Here is a 14,834-nt window from a genome sequence, read left to right on the forward strand (position 1 = left end):
GAGGTGGGGTTATTCTTTGATGATGGGTAGTTGGGTAAGGGGTACGGTGAGGGTTACGGTGGAGCCTAGGTCTTCTCCCATGCTATAGAATGATATTTTCCCTCCCATGGTTTCGATGAGTTTTTTGGAGATGGCTAGTCCTAATCCTGTACCTCCGTAGGCTTTTGTCCTGGATCCATCTACTTGGTAAAATTTATCAAATAGGTCGTCTTGCTTTTCGAGGGATACGCCTATGCCTGTATCTTCTACGGTAATTTTAACGAATCCGGGTAGTTTTTGCTCTCGAAATTGGATGGGTTTGGAAATGATTTCGGCGTTGATGGATATGTCTCCTTGGTGGGTAAATTTGAGAGAGTTTCCCACTAGGTTAAACAAAATTTGTAGTAGTCTTTGGTCATCGGAGTAGATGAGGATGGGATCGTAAGTTGGGGGAAGGTTTATGTTGAAGTTGAGGTTTTTTTTGAGGGCTTGGGGTTGAGCAAATTTGGCTACTTCTTGACATATTCTATTTAGAGAGATGGGTTCAAATTTGAATTCAATTTTATTGGCTTCTATTTTGGCAATGTCGAGGATGTCGTTGATGAGGTTGAGCAGGTGAAGGGCTGAGTTGTAGGCTTGGGTAATAAATTCTTTTTCTTCTTCTTTGTCGTCGGCCATGTCGTCGAGGACTAATTGTAAAAATCCTAACATACCATTGAGGGGGGTTCTTAGTTCGTGGCTGGTACTGGCTAAAAATTCACTTTTTAGTCTTGATGCTTCTTTGGCTTCTTTACTGGCTTGTTCTAATTTTTTGTATATGGTGGCATGGGCGATCGCTGTTCCCACTTGTTCTGCTAATTCTTGAATTAATTCTAATTCTCCTTTGTTCCAATGCCTAGGGCGATCGCACTGATGTAATACTAAAATACTATTTAATTCTTTTTGATAAAAGGTACCAACCAGAAGGGTTGATTGACACTGGAAATAATCATAATTGAGGTCATGATAAACACAGGGTTTTTGAGAAGTTAGAGCATCCTGTAAACAACCGTATTGATCAATGGCAAAGGTATAACCGAGCAGAGGAGTAAAGGGAGAAACACAATATTCTGCCTTTGCCACCACACTATCTTTTTGGGTAGAGGGCAAAAGTAACAAACAACGAGAAACTTGGAGAGATTCCCCTATGCTATCAACGGTTTGATTCCATATAGTATCTAAATCAAGGGTACTACGAATATTTCGGGCAATATGGGTCAAAACTCGCTGGAAAGGGTCTGGATTTGGAGGTAAAGAGGAAGGAGAGGTGAGAGGTAGTTGTTCGGACTGTAGATGATGCCCCATCACTAATACCTGCTCTACTTCTTGGTCTGGTTTAATAACAGGACTGATGATTAAATCAAAAGGAAATATATTGCCTTTATAACTCAACACATACTGACAATGTTCGGGGATACGTCTTGTCATTACCCTTCTTATCCTTTCTAAGTAGGGTTCAAGAGGCACAGGAGATAAAAAATCGAGAGAAGAATTATTTTCTAGCTTTTCATAACTGAGCAATGGCTGTCTATCTGGTTGCCAAAGAAAAGAAATATAGTTGCCTTCTCTATCTTGAGTAAATACTAATTCAGCCCCCAATGTCGATAAGTCTTGACAATTATATTCAATTTTCTCCACTCTCATCGTCGGTGATGTCATCAATTTTACATAAAAAATGATTGATTCTCTCTTTAGTAAATAATCGGAGCAAAACTCAGTAACTTATGATTGTTCATAGTTTAGCTTTATTGATTTAGTAGTTAATTCAATCAATGTATATATACTTACATCAGAGAGATTCATTTCATCATATCAGAGAAATCATTTAGATGATTATATTTATTCTTTTGATGCAATTAAGACAACTTAATCATTCCATTCTCCCCTAGGTGGGACGGGTGGATTACGTCTCAGACTACGGGTTAGATCATCATCTTGTCTTCTTTCTCCTTTTAACCACTCTTTGAGAGCAGTTTCTACTATTTTGCTAGGATTATTACTTAAGTGTTTAATTTTTTCTACTAATTCTGAGTCAATATGAAGGGAAAGTTCTATTTTTTCAGAACTACGGGAGCTAGATAATATTTCGTTATTCATGGGTAGTAATATTTTATTAAAAAAGTTTACATATTTATTATATTGTGAACCAATTTTTTCTTTTTGTTTAAATTGGTTAAAAGGTGTTGTCGGATACTTCAGCTTCTAGGGCTAATTTTCCTAGGGTAACTAGCTTGTTTTGTAGATTATTTTACCCTTACTCATCAATCAAGTATAGCATATCCTCTCCATGGACAATGTACGGTTGCAGTCAAAGCAAAGGGTAAGAGAAAACTTTATCATCCACTCCCTATCATTGCATACCTAACCCTTATGAAGATTGGTTTTATTGAAGAGAAGAAAAAAGATAATGACTATAATAGAATTTAGTTTAATGAAATATTTTTTTAATGATGGTTGCGAGTACAAATAATTCTAATATTCCCGTCACAGTGTTAACGGGTTATCTGGGGGCTGGAAAAACTACTTTACTCAATCGTATGCTCACCCATGAGCATGGGAAAAAGGTGGCAGTAATTGTCAATGAATATGGAGAGGTGGGCATCGATAATCAGTTGGTGATTGATGCGGATGAGGAAATTTTTGAGATGAATAATGGTTGCATTTGTTGCACGGTGCGCGGAGATTTAATTCGTATCATCGGTAATTTGATGAAGCGTCGTCACAAGTTTGATCATATTGTCATTGAAACTACGGGTTTGGCGGATCCTGCTCCTGTGATACAAACGTTCTTTGTGGATGAGGATATGCAGGATAAGTTGTTACTGGATGCGGTGGTGACGGTAATTGATGCTAAACATATCCAACAACATTGGGATGCCCATGAGGCGGAGGAGCAAATTGCTTTTGCTGATATAATTTTGCTTAATAAAACTGATCTAGTTTCCCCCGAAGAGTTGGAGCAGTTGGAGGCTAAAATTAAGGGCATGAATAGGATTGCTAAAATTTATCATACCCAAAATAGTGCGATCGCCATGGATAATATTTTAGGGGTGAAGGCTTTTGATTTAAAAAACGCTCTGGAAATTGATCCCGAATTTTTGGGAGAGGAAGCCCACGAACATGATGATTCGGTTTATTCTATTGCCATTGTGGAAGATAAGCCCATTGACACCAACAAGTTGCAAGAGTGGATAGGGGAAGTTTTACGCACCCAAGGGATTGATATATTTCGCATGAAGGGTATTATAAATGGTCAGGGTATGGATGAGCGTTTAGTGTTTCAGGGGGTACATATGATTTTTGATGGTACGATTGATCGCCCTTGGAAGCCAGAGGAAAAACGCCGTAGTCAGTTGGTATTTATTGGGCGTAATCTTGATGAGGAAAAATTAAGAAAGGGTTTTCAAGGCTGTATTGCTTAGGATAGGGAATTATTTTGAATAATAAACAATTAATAATTTATGAATCTTATTGCCACCAAAGATATTAGTTTTGAAAGTGCGATCGCCCTTACCCAAGAATTTATCAATCAACTGCCTACCTTAGATGAAGATAAACAAGAGGAAATAGTTGCCTCCTTAGTGCAATCTGCCAATGGTAGTAGGGGCTTTTTTGTTACTTATCTTACCCACGAAAGTGCGATCGTAGATAACCCCTCCATCGGTATTATTAAAGGTCTAAAATCCGCCCCCGAAACGGTTAGTGAATTATTAGTAAAAAACATTGCTATGTCAACAGCCATGAAGATTACCCATCTGCGTAATAATGATTTAGAAATGGCAGAAAGTTCTCAAAAAGTGACCCAAAGAACAAAAAAAATAGTAGAACTCTGTCAACTTGAACAAGTAAAAAATAAAATTTCCCAAATGCAAAAAACCATCATCGACAACAAAGGAGAATACCGAGAATTTCTTTTACGTTGGGGTTATGATGATGAACAAAAACAAGCTATCCTAGAATCTGTGCAAGGATAAAACCGAACAAAAGGTAATCTCTAACTTTTAAGAGTAACTATCTATTGACGACTTCTAGTAAACTACTGGAAAATATTAGTAAAACAATTTATTTAAACGAAACGAAATTTATGACAACTTATTATTACATTGCGGCTAGTGAAAAATTTTTAACCAGTGACAACGAAAACCTCCATGAAGTTTTAGACGAAAGACACAGATTTTATAAAGAACAAAATAGAGAGATTGACTTCTGGTTTATCAAACAACCTGCTTTCTTAGAAGCCCCTGAATTAGCACAGGTGAAAGCTAAATGTCCTCAACCCTCCGCTGCCGTGGTTTCTTTGGACAAAGAATGGATTACTTTTCTTAAATTACGTTTAGAGTATGTCCTTTCTGGAGAATTTGAAGCGCCTTCCGATTCTATTCCTCAGCCTACCGCTTCTTTGGTAGCTAGTAATTAGTAGAAAGAAGATATAGCAATTCTCATGGTTACGGAGTACAAGTTAATCCCCCTAAATCCCCCGCAAATTCGGGGGACTTGAGAGTAATAAATGTATTTCATAATTATAAAAAACGCTATATTAACTTTTTCTCAACTTTAATTGTCAATTTTTTCGCCCTCTCCTACAGGAGAGGGTTTTTTTTGCTATTCTTAGTCTAAATAGCCCATTAAAAGAAATACATCATCAATTTCGTTGGAGGCCACAGGACGATTACCCATAACGTTATATTGTTCGCTAATTTGTAAAGTCCCTGCGGTAATTGGTCTTGAACCTGATAATACTAGAGTATTTCTAACATTAAGATGGGATTTGGTAATAGGACGTGTAGAGCCGACAGATTGATAAGTGCTTACCACTTCTAGGCTACTGGGTTTTATCGGTCTATTGTAATGGAATAGAGCTGTTGCTTTATTGGCTACTTCTAGGGCCGAAGTTTCTTGATTTTCTTCTTGGTTATGGTCTTGGTTTTCCCAATTATCGCTCATGGCTTATGCTCCTTTTTTAAATTTTTTTTCTACTATGCCTGAGTTGTAGGCTTTAATCTAATGAATTTAGGTCTGAAAATTGGATTTTCAACGAGTACGTTTATTATACTCCGATGGGGATCATTGACAATTGAGGTTAATTTTGCCTAATTTTAGTTTTTGGGAATTTTTTTCATTTTTCTATAATAAATCTTTCATAATCTTTTCATTATTTGCTATAATGGCACAAAAGATAAATTAAAGTAATGTAGATAATGAGTAACCTAAATCCTGTTTCGGTGGAAAATCTCACCATTAGTTATCGTCAAGTGGAAGCTCTACGAAATATCAATTTGACGATCGCTCCAGGCCGGGTGACAGGAATAATAGGGCCTAACGGAGCAGGAAAAAGCACCTTAATAAAGGGGATGTTGGGGTTAATTTCGGCCCAATTTGGTTGGGTGTCATGGGGGGATAAATCCTTGGCACAACAACGGGATAGGGTCGCCTATGTGCCTCAGAGAAGCCAAATTGATTGGACGTATCCTGCCACGGTGTGGGATGTGGTGATGATGGGCAGGGTAAAGAAAACGGGGTGGTTTCGTCCTTTTTCTCGTATTAGTCGGGTTAAGGCTCAAAGTTGTCTTGAGAGAGTGGGCATGGGGAATTTGTGCGATCGCCCCATCGGGCAGTTATCAGGGGGGCAACAACAAAGGGTATTTTTAGCCCGTTCTTTGGCGCAGGAAGCTGATATATTTTTCTTTGATGAGCCTTTTGTAGGAGTTGATCAAAAAACTGAGGCAATTATTTTTGATATTTTCCGTGAGTTGGCTGATGAAAATAAAATCGTGATGGTGGTTAACCATGATTTGGGGGAATCTATTAATAATTTCGACGATTTAGTTTTACTGAATAAAAGTTTAATCGCTTTTGGGGCAAGAGAGCAGGTATTACGAGAAGAAAATCTTTCTTTTGCTTACGGTGGTGGAGTTTCTTTTTATGGACATAAGGCAGCTTAAATAATTGATAATTGGGTGTTGCTTATTTTGGGGATAAAACATCATTAAACTACAGCAAATATATAATCCTAGAACTATTATTATCATTACTATTGCCCATTGCCTATTCCCCATTGCCCATTGCCCATTGCCTATTCCCCATTGCCCATTGCCCATTGCCCATTGCCCATTGCCCATTCCCTAGCTAGTTTAAAATGGATTTTTTAATTGAGCCTTTACAATACGGTTTTATGCAACGCTCGTTAATCGTGGCGGTGGTGGTTGGTATCATTTGTGCCGTGGTGGGTACTTATTTGATGGTGCAACGGTTAGCCCTGTTAGGGGATGCCATTAGTCACTCTGTTTTACCAGGGTTGGCGATCGCCTTTATTTTTGATTGGAATATTTTTACAGGGGCTTTTATCGCAGGATTATTAAGCACAATATTAATAAATGTGATCAGAAATAACTCTCAAATCAAGGAAGATGCAGCCATGGGTATTGTTTTTTCCGCCTTTTTTGCCTTGGGAATTACCCTCATTACCATTGTGCAGAAGGATAATAAAATTGACCTCAATCATTTTCTTTTTGGCAATATTTTAAGTGTTAGTTTCGTGGAAGTTAGGGATACCATTGCGATCGCCCTTTTTATCCTCTTTATAGTAATTATGTTCTATAAAGAACTATTGTTTTATACCTTCGACAAACTGGGAGCAGAATCAGTAGGTTTACCGGTGTATTGGCTTGATTTTAGCCTCATGATACTTATAGGCTTAACCATCGTCGCCAGTTTAAAAGCTGTGGGAGTTATCCTCGTTTTATCTTTGCTTATTACCCCTTCAGCCACCGCTTATTTATTGGTAAAAAGACTCCATGAAGTGATGTTGGTGGGGGTATTTTTTGGCGTAATTTCTAGTATTAGCGGAATGTATATTAGTTTTTATTACAATTTGCCCTCTGGACCTGCCATCGTTTTGGTGGCAACTTTTTTCTTCTTTTTATCTTTTTTATTTAGTCCTTCCCAAGGATTATTTACTAATTATATAAAACTAAAAATAAGTGATAAATAAACAATATAATTACCTAGTTTAAAATGCTTATAAAAATTAATAATAAATGAACAATAATTACTTATTAAGTGTAAATTATAAGCAAATCAAGATCAAAACACCTAACAAAAAAAGTTTTAAAACACCTTAATATTTTGTTATAATTCAGATCCACATACGCCATTATCAAAATACAAATTTTCAATCTATGGTAGCAACCGTACCGAATACTAATAATCAAAGAATGCCTCTAACACCGATTTTTAATCCGGGGGGTGACGACAGAATTGAGAATCGTAGCGTCTGGTTTGGTAACACCACCAACCTAATGCAACTCAACGATGTACGCTATTCTTGGGCCATCGGCTTGTATCAACAGATGCGGGAAAACTTTTGGATTCCCCAAAAACTTGATATTACCCAAGACGTTACCGATTATTGGAATTTAACCCCAGAAGAAAGACGTGCATTTGAAGGTATTTTATCTTATTTAACCTTCCTGGATTCTGTACAAACTTGTAATATTCCTCACCTAAAAAGTTCTATTACAGCCCCAGAAATTAGCCTTTGTATGGCAGAACAAATTTCTCAGGAAGGAATGCATAATCATGCTTATCAATACATGATTGAGACTATTATTCCTAGTGATAAAAGAGATCAAGTTTATGACTTTTGGCGCACTGACCAAGTGCTTTCTGCCCGTTGTGAATTTATCGCTGGTTATTACCAAAAATACATTGATAATCCCACTAAAGAGAATTATTTTATTGCTCTTTTAAGTGATTATTTATTAGAGGGTTTATATTTCTATAACGGTTTTATTTTCTTCTACAATTTAGCCGCTAGAATGTTAATGCCCGGTTCTGCGGATATTTTCAAAATGATCAACCGTGATGAGTTGAGCCATGTTCGATTATACCAAAGACTGATCCCCGAAGCGATGAAAAGTTTTGATTATTCTTTTGATCAAATTTATGAAATGTTTGACACGGCAGTAAAACATGAGTGTCGTTGGACTAATCACATTGTGGGTAATAATATTTTAGGGATTACTGAGTCTAGCACTGAACGTTATACCAAATATCTTGCTAATATTAGGTTAAGGGCGATCGGTTTAGAGCCTCTTTACACCGATGCTAAGTATGCGAAGAGTCCGTATACTCATTTAGAGAAATTTTCTGATACCAAAAAAGAAGGTAGCACCAAAGCAAACTTTTTTGAAGCTAGTGTCACCAGTTATATGATGTCTTCTGGGGTGACAGGCTGGGATGAAATTTAGTTTTTGTCCTCAAAGCTAACAAAAAGATATGAGTGAATTTCCCCTTGATTTTATTGAGTAAGTTGAGGGGAAATTTTTATAGTTTAATTTTGATATATCTTAGTTCAATATTGGTTACGATAAAGGCGGAGCATGAGTATGAATCAATTTAATTAAATTTGTGATGAGTCCCACTGTTTTTAAAGAAGATGGCTATCGCTTCTTTTTCTTTTCCTGTGAGGAAGCTAGAATGCACGTTCATGTTTACTCTGGAGAAGGAAGGAGAGGCTAAATTTTGGCTTGAACCACAAATTGAATTAGCCCGTAATCACAATTTATCTCGAAAACACCTTAAAGCAATAGAAACGATTATTGAGGAACGACAAAATGAACTTAGAAATGCTTGGACAAAACATTTCTCGGGCTGAAGTGACTAATATTTCTTCCCATGGAATATGGATTCTTGCAAACAATGAGGAAATGTTTCTTTCTTACCAAGATTTTCCTTGGTTTGAGGATGTCCCTGTTAAACAAATTTTAAATATACAAGAACCTTTTCCCAATCATTTTTATTGGCCAGATTTAGATGTAGATTTAAGTAAAGATATTATCAAAAATCCTCAAAGATTCCCTCTTCAGGCTAAATGATGAGTGGGCTTTACGTCACAGATTTTTTGAAGGTTACCCTTAATATAATGTTATTGAGACTATTAACACTACATTAATTTTTAAAGAAGATATTAGAATGATTAAGTAACTAATAAATAATTAATTCCCAGAGAATAACTAATAATTGATGCTCATAACCGATGAAACTCTGCTTCAGTATAAAAGATGTAAGCGCAAAGCGTTTCTTAATTTTCATTGTCAAAGGGATGAAAAACCACGGGTAAAGGATTTTGTTAAGAAACTAAAGCAGGAAAGAATTATCCACACAAAGCAGGTTATAGAGCATTATAATTGGAGAGTTTATCATGGGTCATCTTCTGGGGAAGAGTCAACCTTAGATTTGATGAGGAGAGGGGTTGACTGTATCTATGATGGGCAACTGAATTATACCAATGAAGATGGAAGTCTTGTTTTTGAAACTAATCCTACTTTATTGATAAAACAAAATATTGCTTCGGCTTTGGGAGATTGGAGTTATTTATCGGTTAATACTCATTTGGGCAAAAGTCATAAACCAGAGTATAAGTTAATTGCGGCATTTCAGGGGTTTATCTTAGCTCAAAATCAAGGTTTAATGCCTAATTCGGCAGATTTTGTGGTGAGGAATTTTCGCAGATATACCATTAATCTAGGGATTTGGTTACCTAAGGTGCAAGAAGCTATTGAGGATTGTCAGCGGTTGTTTAGGGCGGAGGATGCCCCAGAAGTGTTTATTTCTCGTCAAAAATGCGGTTTGTGCGAGTGGTATGGTGATTGTCATGGCATAGCGGTGCAAGAGAATCATTTATCTTTAATACCGGGGATTACTCCTCGTAAGTATGAGCTTTTGAGGCAGAAGGGGGCGGTGGATTTTGAGGGGTTAGTTAGTTTGTCTTTGCCAGAATTGAATCAGATTTTGAATTATGATGGGGCAGAAGTTCTTTTTAGGCAGGTTCAATCTTTAAGGTTAAATCGTCCTATTATTAAGAGGGATGCGGTTAATTTTATTCCTAGTAGTGATATTGAGCTTTATTTTGACATAGAAGCGGAACCTGATCGACAGGTGGATTATTTGTTGGGTATTTTGTTGGTTGATAATAAAAATAAGACGGAGAAATATTATGGTTTTTTGGCTGAAAATTTAGAGGAAGAAAAGAAGGCTTGGTTAGATTTTTTGGAGTTTGTTAATGGTTATCCTGATAGTTTTATTTATCATTTTTCGGGATATGAGGTAGAAACTATTAAGAGATTGGCAAATGTTTATAAAAGTCCTAATAAGTTGATTCAGCCCTTATTAAAAAGATTGGTTGATGTTCATAAGTTTGTTACTCAAAATTATCTTTTTCCTGTGGAAAGTTATTCTTTAAAGTCTTTGGGTAAATGGTTAGATTTTCAGTGGCGTATTCCCCCTAATCATAATTTTAAAAGTGTGGGTGGCGATCAGTGTGTGGCATGGTATGACAAATGGTTATTAGAGGGCGATCGCACTTATTTAGACTATATATTAATGTATAATGAAGATGATTGTCGGGCAACTTTTGCTGTCAAAAAATATCTTACTTCTTTAAGTTTATTATCTTCGGAAATAGATATTTAATTGGAATATATTTAATCTTTTTTTACTAAGATAAAATAATTAATCATCCTGACGATTATTTTTTAGAAAATATGGAATGTCAATAACTCCCCTTTTATCACTATTTTTATTATTATCTTTTTTAGAGGGCTTTATTTCTGATAATAAATCTATATTCTTTTTTACAAGATTATCCTGATTATCTTTAGATTCTTGGGGGATATTTTTGGGTTGACTCTGTTTTATTTCAGTAGGTTTTGAAGTAGAAACATCGGCTTTGGATGGTTTTTCGTCTTCTATTTTTTTATCCTCTGGTTTTTGAGCAACCTTTTCCTCACCTACTTTTTCTCCGTGATGAGTGGCGGTATCATCATGATTTTGTGGTTTTGTTTCCTGAGTTTCGGGGGTGTCAGATGATTTATTAACTAATTTTTTAACATTATCCAACAGAGGAATATTGACAAAATTAGGCACAGGGGCGATCGCAAAGTTAGACAATTGAGTTATGGTAGGATTATCAGCATTACCTTTGGGATTACGAACCTCGGACCAAGATTTGATGGTAGTTTTTTCAGCACTCGTTACTGGGGGCTTATCCGTAGAAGAAGATTGTAAATACTTATCCAAAGCCGCCTTATACTCTAGGGTTGACCTTTGTTGCCTTTGCAATCTGGCATTCAACTCCTGATTTTCCTTTTCTTTTTCCCTAACTTGATACTGTAATTGATTGTAATTTTCCTGTAAAAACGAACAATCCCTTTCCAGGCGCCCCCTTTGGGTTTGAGAATCCTTTAAATCTTGAGCTAACTTTTCAATTAATAATTGTTGATTTTTGATTTTGCCAGTGTCATCTTCTAGCTTACGATAAAGTTTATTAACAGTCTCTTTATGGGCATCCAAATCTTGATTTTGTTCATTAATAATCACATCTTTAGCCTTAATTTCCTTCTGATAACCAACCAAGGATTTTTCTAAATTAGTCGCCTTTTCCTTCAACTTCTCATACTTTTCCCTTACCTTACAAGCGATGGCATACCAATCCAGATTACGGAGTTTTTCGGGTAAATTTTGAGGAGTATTCATAATAACTAAATGTTAGGTAATAAAGAAGCAAATTAAGAAGGATAAATAATTGTAAATTTTATTTTACCTTAGCAGTGATTAATCCATGAAACTTGACTGACCAAAGAAAAAATGATAAGGTTTACTAATCATAGCCATATTATAAGCAGGAAACAATGAACTTAAACTCGAATATCCCCCATCCTTCTGCCAAAGAAGATGTAAGTGATTATGTTGCTCATTTACAGCTACACATGAGCCTTCAATCTCGTAATCTTCTCCCCAGTATGAATAAAATTAAAGATAACAATCATAATTTTGTCTATGAAAGTCAGGCAACCATTGAGAAATTTACTTCCCGTGAGTTAGGGTAATTTGCTTCTCAATTTTTTTGCCCATAAATATTTACCATACAAAAGGATTTATCCCCTTGTTGGAAATAAAAAAGCCGTCTCTGAATTAGGGGCGGTTTTTTGTAGGGAAAAGAGACTCCGATTACCGTTTCTATAGAATGAACTAGAATAAGAAAATAGATATAAACAAAAGACATCACAATGAGCCTAACCGCAGTTAAACCTAGCCTCACTAAGACACCCACCATCACTACATTATCTAATGGGTTGACCATTATTGCCGAACAAATGCCCGTAGAAGCCGTTAATTTTAATGTATGGTTTAATGTTGGTTCAGCGGTAGAAAGTAATCAAATTAATGGAATGGCTCACTTTTTAGAACATATGATCTTTAAAGGAAGTCAAAGGTTGGTTTGTGGGGAGTTTGAGAGAGTGGTGGAGGCTAGGGGCGCTGTGACAAATGCAGCCACAAGTCATGAATATACCCATTTTTATGTCACTTCTTCTCCCCAAGATTTTGCAGATTTAGCCCCTTTACAGCTAGATTTGGTTTTAAATTGTAGTTTACCTGAGTCGGAGTTTACCAGAGAGAAGTTAGTTGTTTTAGAGGAAATTCGCAGGGCAAACGATAATCCTCGCCGTTTGGCTTTTGAAAAGGCCATGAAGATTTGTTTTCCTAATTTACCTTATTCTCGCCCTATTTTAGGCACAGAAGAAATTATTGAGCCTTTAACAAGGCAACAAATGTATGATTTTCACCGCTGTTGGTATCAACCAGCGTCCATGACGGTTAATGCGGTGGGTAATCTACCTGTGGAGGATTTAACAGGTATTGTGGCGGAAGCTATGGGGGATTTTGCACTGGGGCAACAGACTTTTAAACCTCAGATTATCCCTGAGTCGCCTTTTACCGACATTGTGAGGGAGGAGTATGTAGATTCTGCCCTACAACAATCGAGGATGATTATGATGTGGCGTGTGCCGGGGTTAATGAGTTTTCATGATACCCTTGCTTTGGATGTTTTGGCCATGATTTTGGGGCAGGGTAAGTTATCTCGTTTATTCCGTAGTCTCAGGGAAGATAAAAGGTTAGTGAAGGGTATTGGTGCTAGTAATATGAATCATCAGGTGCAGGGGGTTTTTTATATTGCGAGTCAGTTGGATAAGGATAATTTGGATGAGGTGGAGGGAGAGATTCTTAATAATATCAAGGATATTCAGGATAATGGAGTGTCTGAGGTTGAGTTGAAAAGGGTTTGTAATCTGGTGGCGAATCAGTTTATTTTTCATAGTGAAAAACCGAGCGATCGCGCCAATCTTTACGGTTATTATTATTCTCAGTTAGGTAGTTTAGATCTAGCTTTTAGTTATACTGACAATTTACGCTCTTTGACGGTGGATGACATTCAACAAGCTGCCCAAAAATATCTCGATGTTCATGCCTACGGCATCGTTAGGGCAATGAATGAGTAATGGGAAACAACGGTGATAGGGAGATAGGGTGATTAATCTTTATTATCCATTGCTTAATTGCTCTAAAGACACAAAAACTGCTATCTTAACGAAAGAAAATAATCAAAAAGAAAAAAGGCACGACTAAACAATGATTTACCAACGGGTTTTACTGAAGTTAAGCGGTGAAGCATTAATGGGTAATTTGGGTTATGGAATTGATCCTAAAGTAGTTGCCGATATTGCTGAAGACATTGCGCAGGTTGTAAAAGAAAATGTAGAGGTTGCCATAGTCGTTGGTGGAGGTAATATTTTTAGGGGTGTAAAAGCATCCGCCGCGGGAATGGATAGGGCTACGGCTGACTATGTCGGTATGATTGCCACTGTTATGAATGCTATGACATTACAAGATGCTTTAGAAAGAATGGATGTTCCGACTAGAGTTCAAACTGCGATCGCCATGCAAGAAGTAGCCGAACCTTATATTCGCAGACGTGCCATTCGTCACCTAGAAGTAGGGAGAGTTGTTATATTCGGTGCAGGTTCAGGAAATCCCTTTTTTACCACCGATACCACGGCGGCATTACGGGCAGCAGAAATTGACGCTCAAGTGATTTTTAAAGCCACTAAAGTAGATGGTGTTTATGATAGCGATCCTGTTACTAATCCTGATGCTCGTCTTTATAAAAGTTTAAACTATAACCATGTTTTAACCCAAGATTTGAGGGTAATGGACGGAACTGCGATCGCTCTTTGCAAAGAAAATAATATCCCCATTGTGGTATTCAACCTTGCCGAACGTGGTAATATCATTCGAGCAATAAAAGGTGAACCCATAGGTACAATTATAGGAGGTTCTTATGACGTTAATTGATGATCTAAAAGCTAATATGCAAAAAAGTGTCGAGAGGACACAACAAGACTTTAATACCATTCGCACAGGTAGGGCAAACGCCAGTTTACTCGACAAAATCATGATCGATTACTATGGCGCTGATACTCCCCTAAAAACTTTGGCAGGTATTAGCACCCCCGATTCTACCACTATCTTAATCCAACCTTTTGACCGTGGTAGTATGAGTCAAATTGAAAAAGCCATTTCCCTCTCCGACATTGGTTTAACTCCCAACAACGATGGGCAAGTAATTCGTCTCAATATTCCCCCTCTTACCGCAGAACGCCGCCAAGAATTTGTTAAACTAGCGGGGAAATATGCGGAAGATGGTAAAGTTTCTGTGCGCAATCACCGTCGTGATGCCATTGACAAGGTGAGAAAACAGGAAAAAAATAGTGATATTTCTGAGGATGAATCCCGTGATTTACAGGATGAAATTCAAAAGGTAACGGATTTGTTTACTACCAAAATTGATGAACTTTTAGTCGTTAAAGAGAAGGAATTAACTAGTATTTAAACTAGATTTTACAGAATATGTTCGGTTGGGGCAAGGGGTTGAAACCCCTTGTTAATAAGAGTTTTTTCCCCCAAGGGTATAAAAG

At 37.0% G+C, this 14,834-nt stretch carries 18 protein-coding genes; 14 read left to right on the forward strand and 4 right to left on the reverse strand.

Annotation, left to right across the window (positions count from 1 at the left end; all coding sequences use genetic code 11):
* Positions 1–9 precede the first annotated feature (9 nt).
* Both AA637_RS13245 and AA637_RS13250 read right to left on the reverse strand, forming a co-directional pair.
* Complete coding sequence (locus AA637_RS13245) at positions 10–1,677, reverse strand: GAF domain-containing sensor histidine kinase (RefSeq protein WP_446683153.1); 1,668 nt, start codon at positions 1,675–1,677, stop codon at positions 10–12.
* A gap of 207 nt (positions 1,678–1,884) precedes the next feature.
* Positions 1,885–2,115, reverse strand: a complete 231-nt coding sequence (locus AA637_RS13250) for a type II toxin-antitoxin system CcdA family antitoxin (RefSeq protein ID WP_446683154.1) — start codon at positions 2,113–2,115, stop codon at positions 1,885–1,887.
* A gap of 353 nt (positions 2,116–2,468) precedes the next feature.
* On the opposite strand from AA637_RS13250, the gene AA637_RS13255 reads away from it, so the two are divergent.
* The 3 genes from AA637_RS13255 to AA637_RS13265 all read left to right on the forward strand — a co-directional run bounded on the left by AA637_RS13255 (position 2,469) and on the right by AA637_RS13265 (position 4,435).
* Entirely contained in the window at positions 2,469–3,440 is a 972-nt protein-coding gene (locus AA637_RS13255) for a CobW family GTP-binding protein (protein WP_446684597.1), read from the forward strand.
* 39 nt (positions 3,441–3,479) lie between these two features.
* On the forward strand, positions 3,480–3,992 hold the full coding sequence (locus AA637_RS13260; protein ID WP_446683155.1) for a hypothetical protein: 513 nt from the start codon (positions 3,480–3,482) through the stop codon (positions 3,990–3,992).
* Between the two features lie 110 nt (positions 3,993–4,102).
* Positions 4,103–4,435: an MgPME-cyclase complex family protein gene (locus tag AA637_RS13265; RefSeq protein WP_446683156.1), complete on the forward strand. Its 333-nt coding sequence runs from the start codon at positions 4,103–4,105 to the stop codon at positions 4,433–4,435.
* Between the two features lie 191 nt (positions 4,436–4,626).
* Here AA637_RS13265 and AA637_RS13270 read toward each other — a convergent pair whose 3' ends face one another.
* On the reverse strand, positions 4,627–4,962 hold the full coding sequence (locus AA637_RS13270; RefSeq protein ID WP_069789546.1) for a hypothetical protein: 336 nt from the start codon (positions 4,960–4,962) through the stop codon (positions 4,627–4,629).
* A 254-nt stretch (positions 4,963–5,216) separates the two neighbouring features.
* Here AA637_RS13270 and AA637_RS13275 point away from each other — a divergent pair, with 254 nt between their 5' ends.
* The 7 genes from AA637_RS13275 (at position 5,217) to AA637_RS13305 (ending at position 10,491) form a co-directional block, all read left to right on the forward strand.
* Positions 5,217–5,960, forward strand: a complete 744-nt coding sequence (locus AA637_RS13275; protein WP_446683157.1) for a metal ABC transporter ATP-binding protein — start codon at positions 5,217–5,219, stop codon at positions 5,958–5,960.
* Between the two features lie 11 nt (positions 5,961–5,971).
* The gene (locus tag AA637_RS13280) at positions 5,972–6,148 is read left to right on the forward strand and encodes a hypothetical protein (RefSeq protein WP_446683158.1); all 177 of its coding nucleotides are present in this window, start codon (positions 5,972–5,974) and stop codon (positions 6,146–6,148) included.
* A gap of 6 nt (positions 6,149–6,154) precedes the next feature.
* Positions 6,155–7,009, forward strand: a complete 855-nt coding sequence (locus AA637_RS13285; protein ID WP_446683159.1) for a metal ABC transporter permease — start codon at positions 6,155–6,157, stop codon at positions 7,007–7,009.
* A gap of 223 nt (positions 7,010–7,232) precedes the next feature.
* Complete coding sequence (locus tag AA637_RS13290) at positions 7,233–8,267, forward strand: ribonucleotide-diphosphate reductase subunit beta (RefSeq protein WP_446684598.1); 1,035 nt, start codon at positions 7,233–7,235, stop codon at positions 8,265–8,267.
* A 239-nt stretch (positions 8,268–8,506) separates the two neighbouring features.
* Positions 8,507–8,674, forward strand: coding sequence for a DUF4160 domain-containing protein (locus AA637_RS13295; RefSeq protein ID WP_446684599.1), 168 nt, complete (start codon positions 8,507–8,509; stop codon positions 8,672–8,674).
* Entirely contained in the window at positions 8,634–8,894 is a 261-nt protein-coding gene (locus AA637_RS13300; RefSeq protein ID WP_069789551.1) for a DUF2442 domain-containing protein, read from the forward strand. The genes AA637_RS13295 and AA637_RS13300 overlap by 41 nt, the downstream gene beginning before the upstream one ends.
* A gap of 148 nt (positions 8,895–9,042) precedes the next feature.
* Positions 9,043–10,491, forward strand: coding sequence for a TM0106 family RecB-like putative nuclease (locus tag AA637_RS13305; protein WP_446683160.1), 1,449 nt, complete (start codon positions 9,043–9,045; stop codon positions 10,489–10,491).
* A gap of 39 nt (positions 10,492–10,530) precedes the next feature.
* Here AA637_RS13305 and AA637_RS13310 read toward each other — a convergent pair whose 3' ends face one another.
* A complete protein-coding gene (locus AA637_RS13310) occupies positions 10,531–11,553 on the reverse strand; it encodes a hypothetical protein (protein WP_446683161.1) in 1,023 nt (340 codons plus the stop codon).
* Positions 11,554–11,708: 155 nt separating this feature from the next.
* On the opposite strand from AA637_RS13310, the gene AA637_RS13315 reads away from it, so the two are divergent.
* The 4 genes from AA637_RS13315 to frr all read left to right on the forward strand — a co-directional run bounded on the left by AA637_RS13315 (position 11,709) and on the right by frr (position 14,749).
* The gene (locus tag AA637_RS13315; protein ID WP_069789554.1) at positions 11,709–11,906 is read left to right on the forward strand and encodes a hypothetical protein; all 198 of its coding nucleotides are present in this window, start codon (positions 11,709–11,711) and stop codon (positions 11,904–11,906) included.
* A gap of 180 nt (positions 11,907–12,086) precedes the next feature.
* Positions 12,087–13,358 carry a M16 family metallopeptidase gene (locus AA637_RS13320; protein ID WP_446683162.1) on the forward strand — a complete coding sequence of 424 codons (1,272 nt, stop codon included), beginning with the start codon at positions 12,087–12,089 and terminating at the stop codon, positions 13,356–13,358.
* Positions 13,359–13,488: 130 nt separating this feature from the next.
* Positions 13,489–14,211 carry a UMP kinase gene (pyrH, locus tag AA637_RS13325; protein ID WP_069789556.1) on the forward strand — a complete coding sequence of 241 codons (723 nt, stop codon included), beginning with the start codon at positions 13,489–13,491 and terminating at the stop codon, positions 14,209–14,211.
* Positions 14,198–14,749, forward strand: a complete 552-nt coding sequence (gene frr / locus AA637_RS13330; protein WP_446683163.1) for a ribosome recycling factor — start codon at positions 14,198–14,200, stop codon at positions 14,747–14,749. Before pyrH ends, frr begins: the two co-directional genes overlap by 14 nt.
* The last annotated feature ends 85 nt before the right edge of the window (positions 14,750–14,834 follow it).

The organism is Cyanobacterium sp. HL-69 (assembly GCA_002813895.1).
Lineage (GTDB): Bacteria > Cyanobacteriota > Cyanobacteriia > Cyanobacteriales > Cyanobacteriaceae > Cyanobacterium.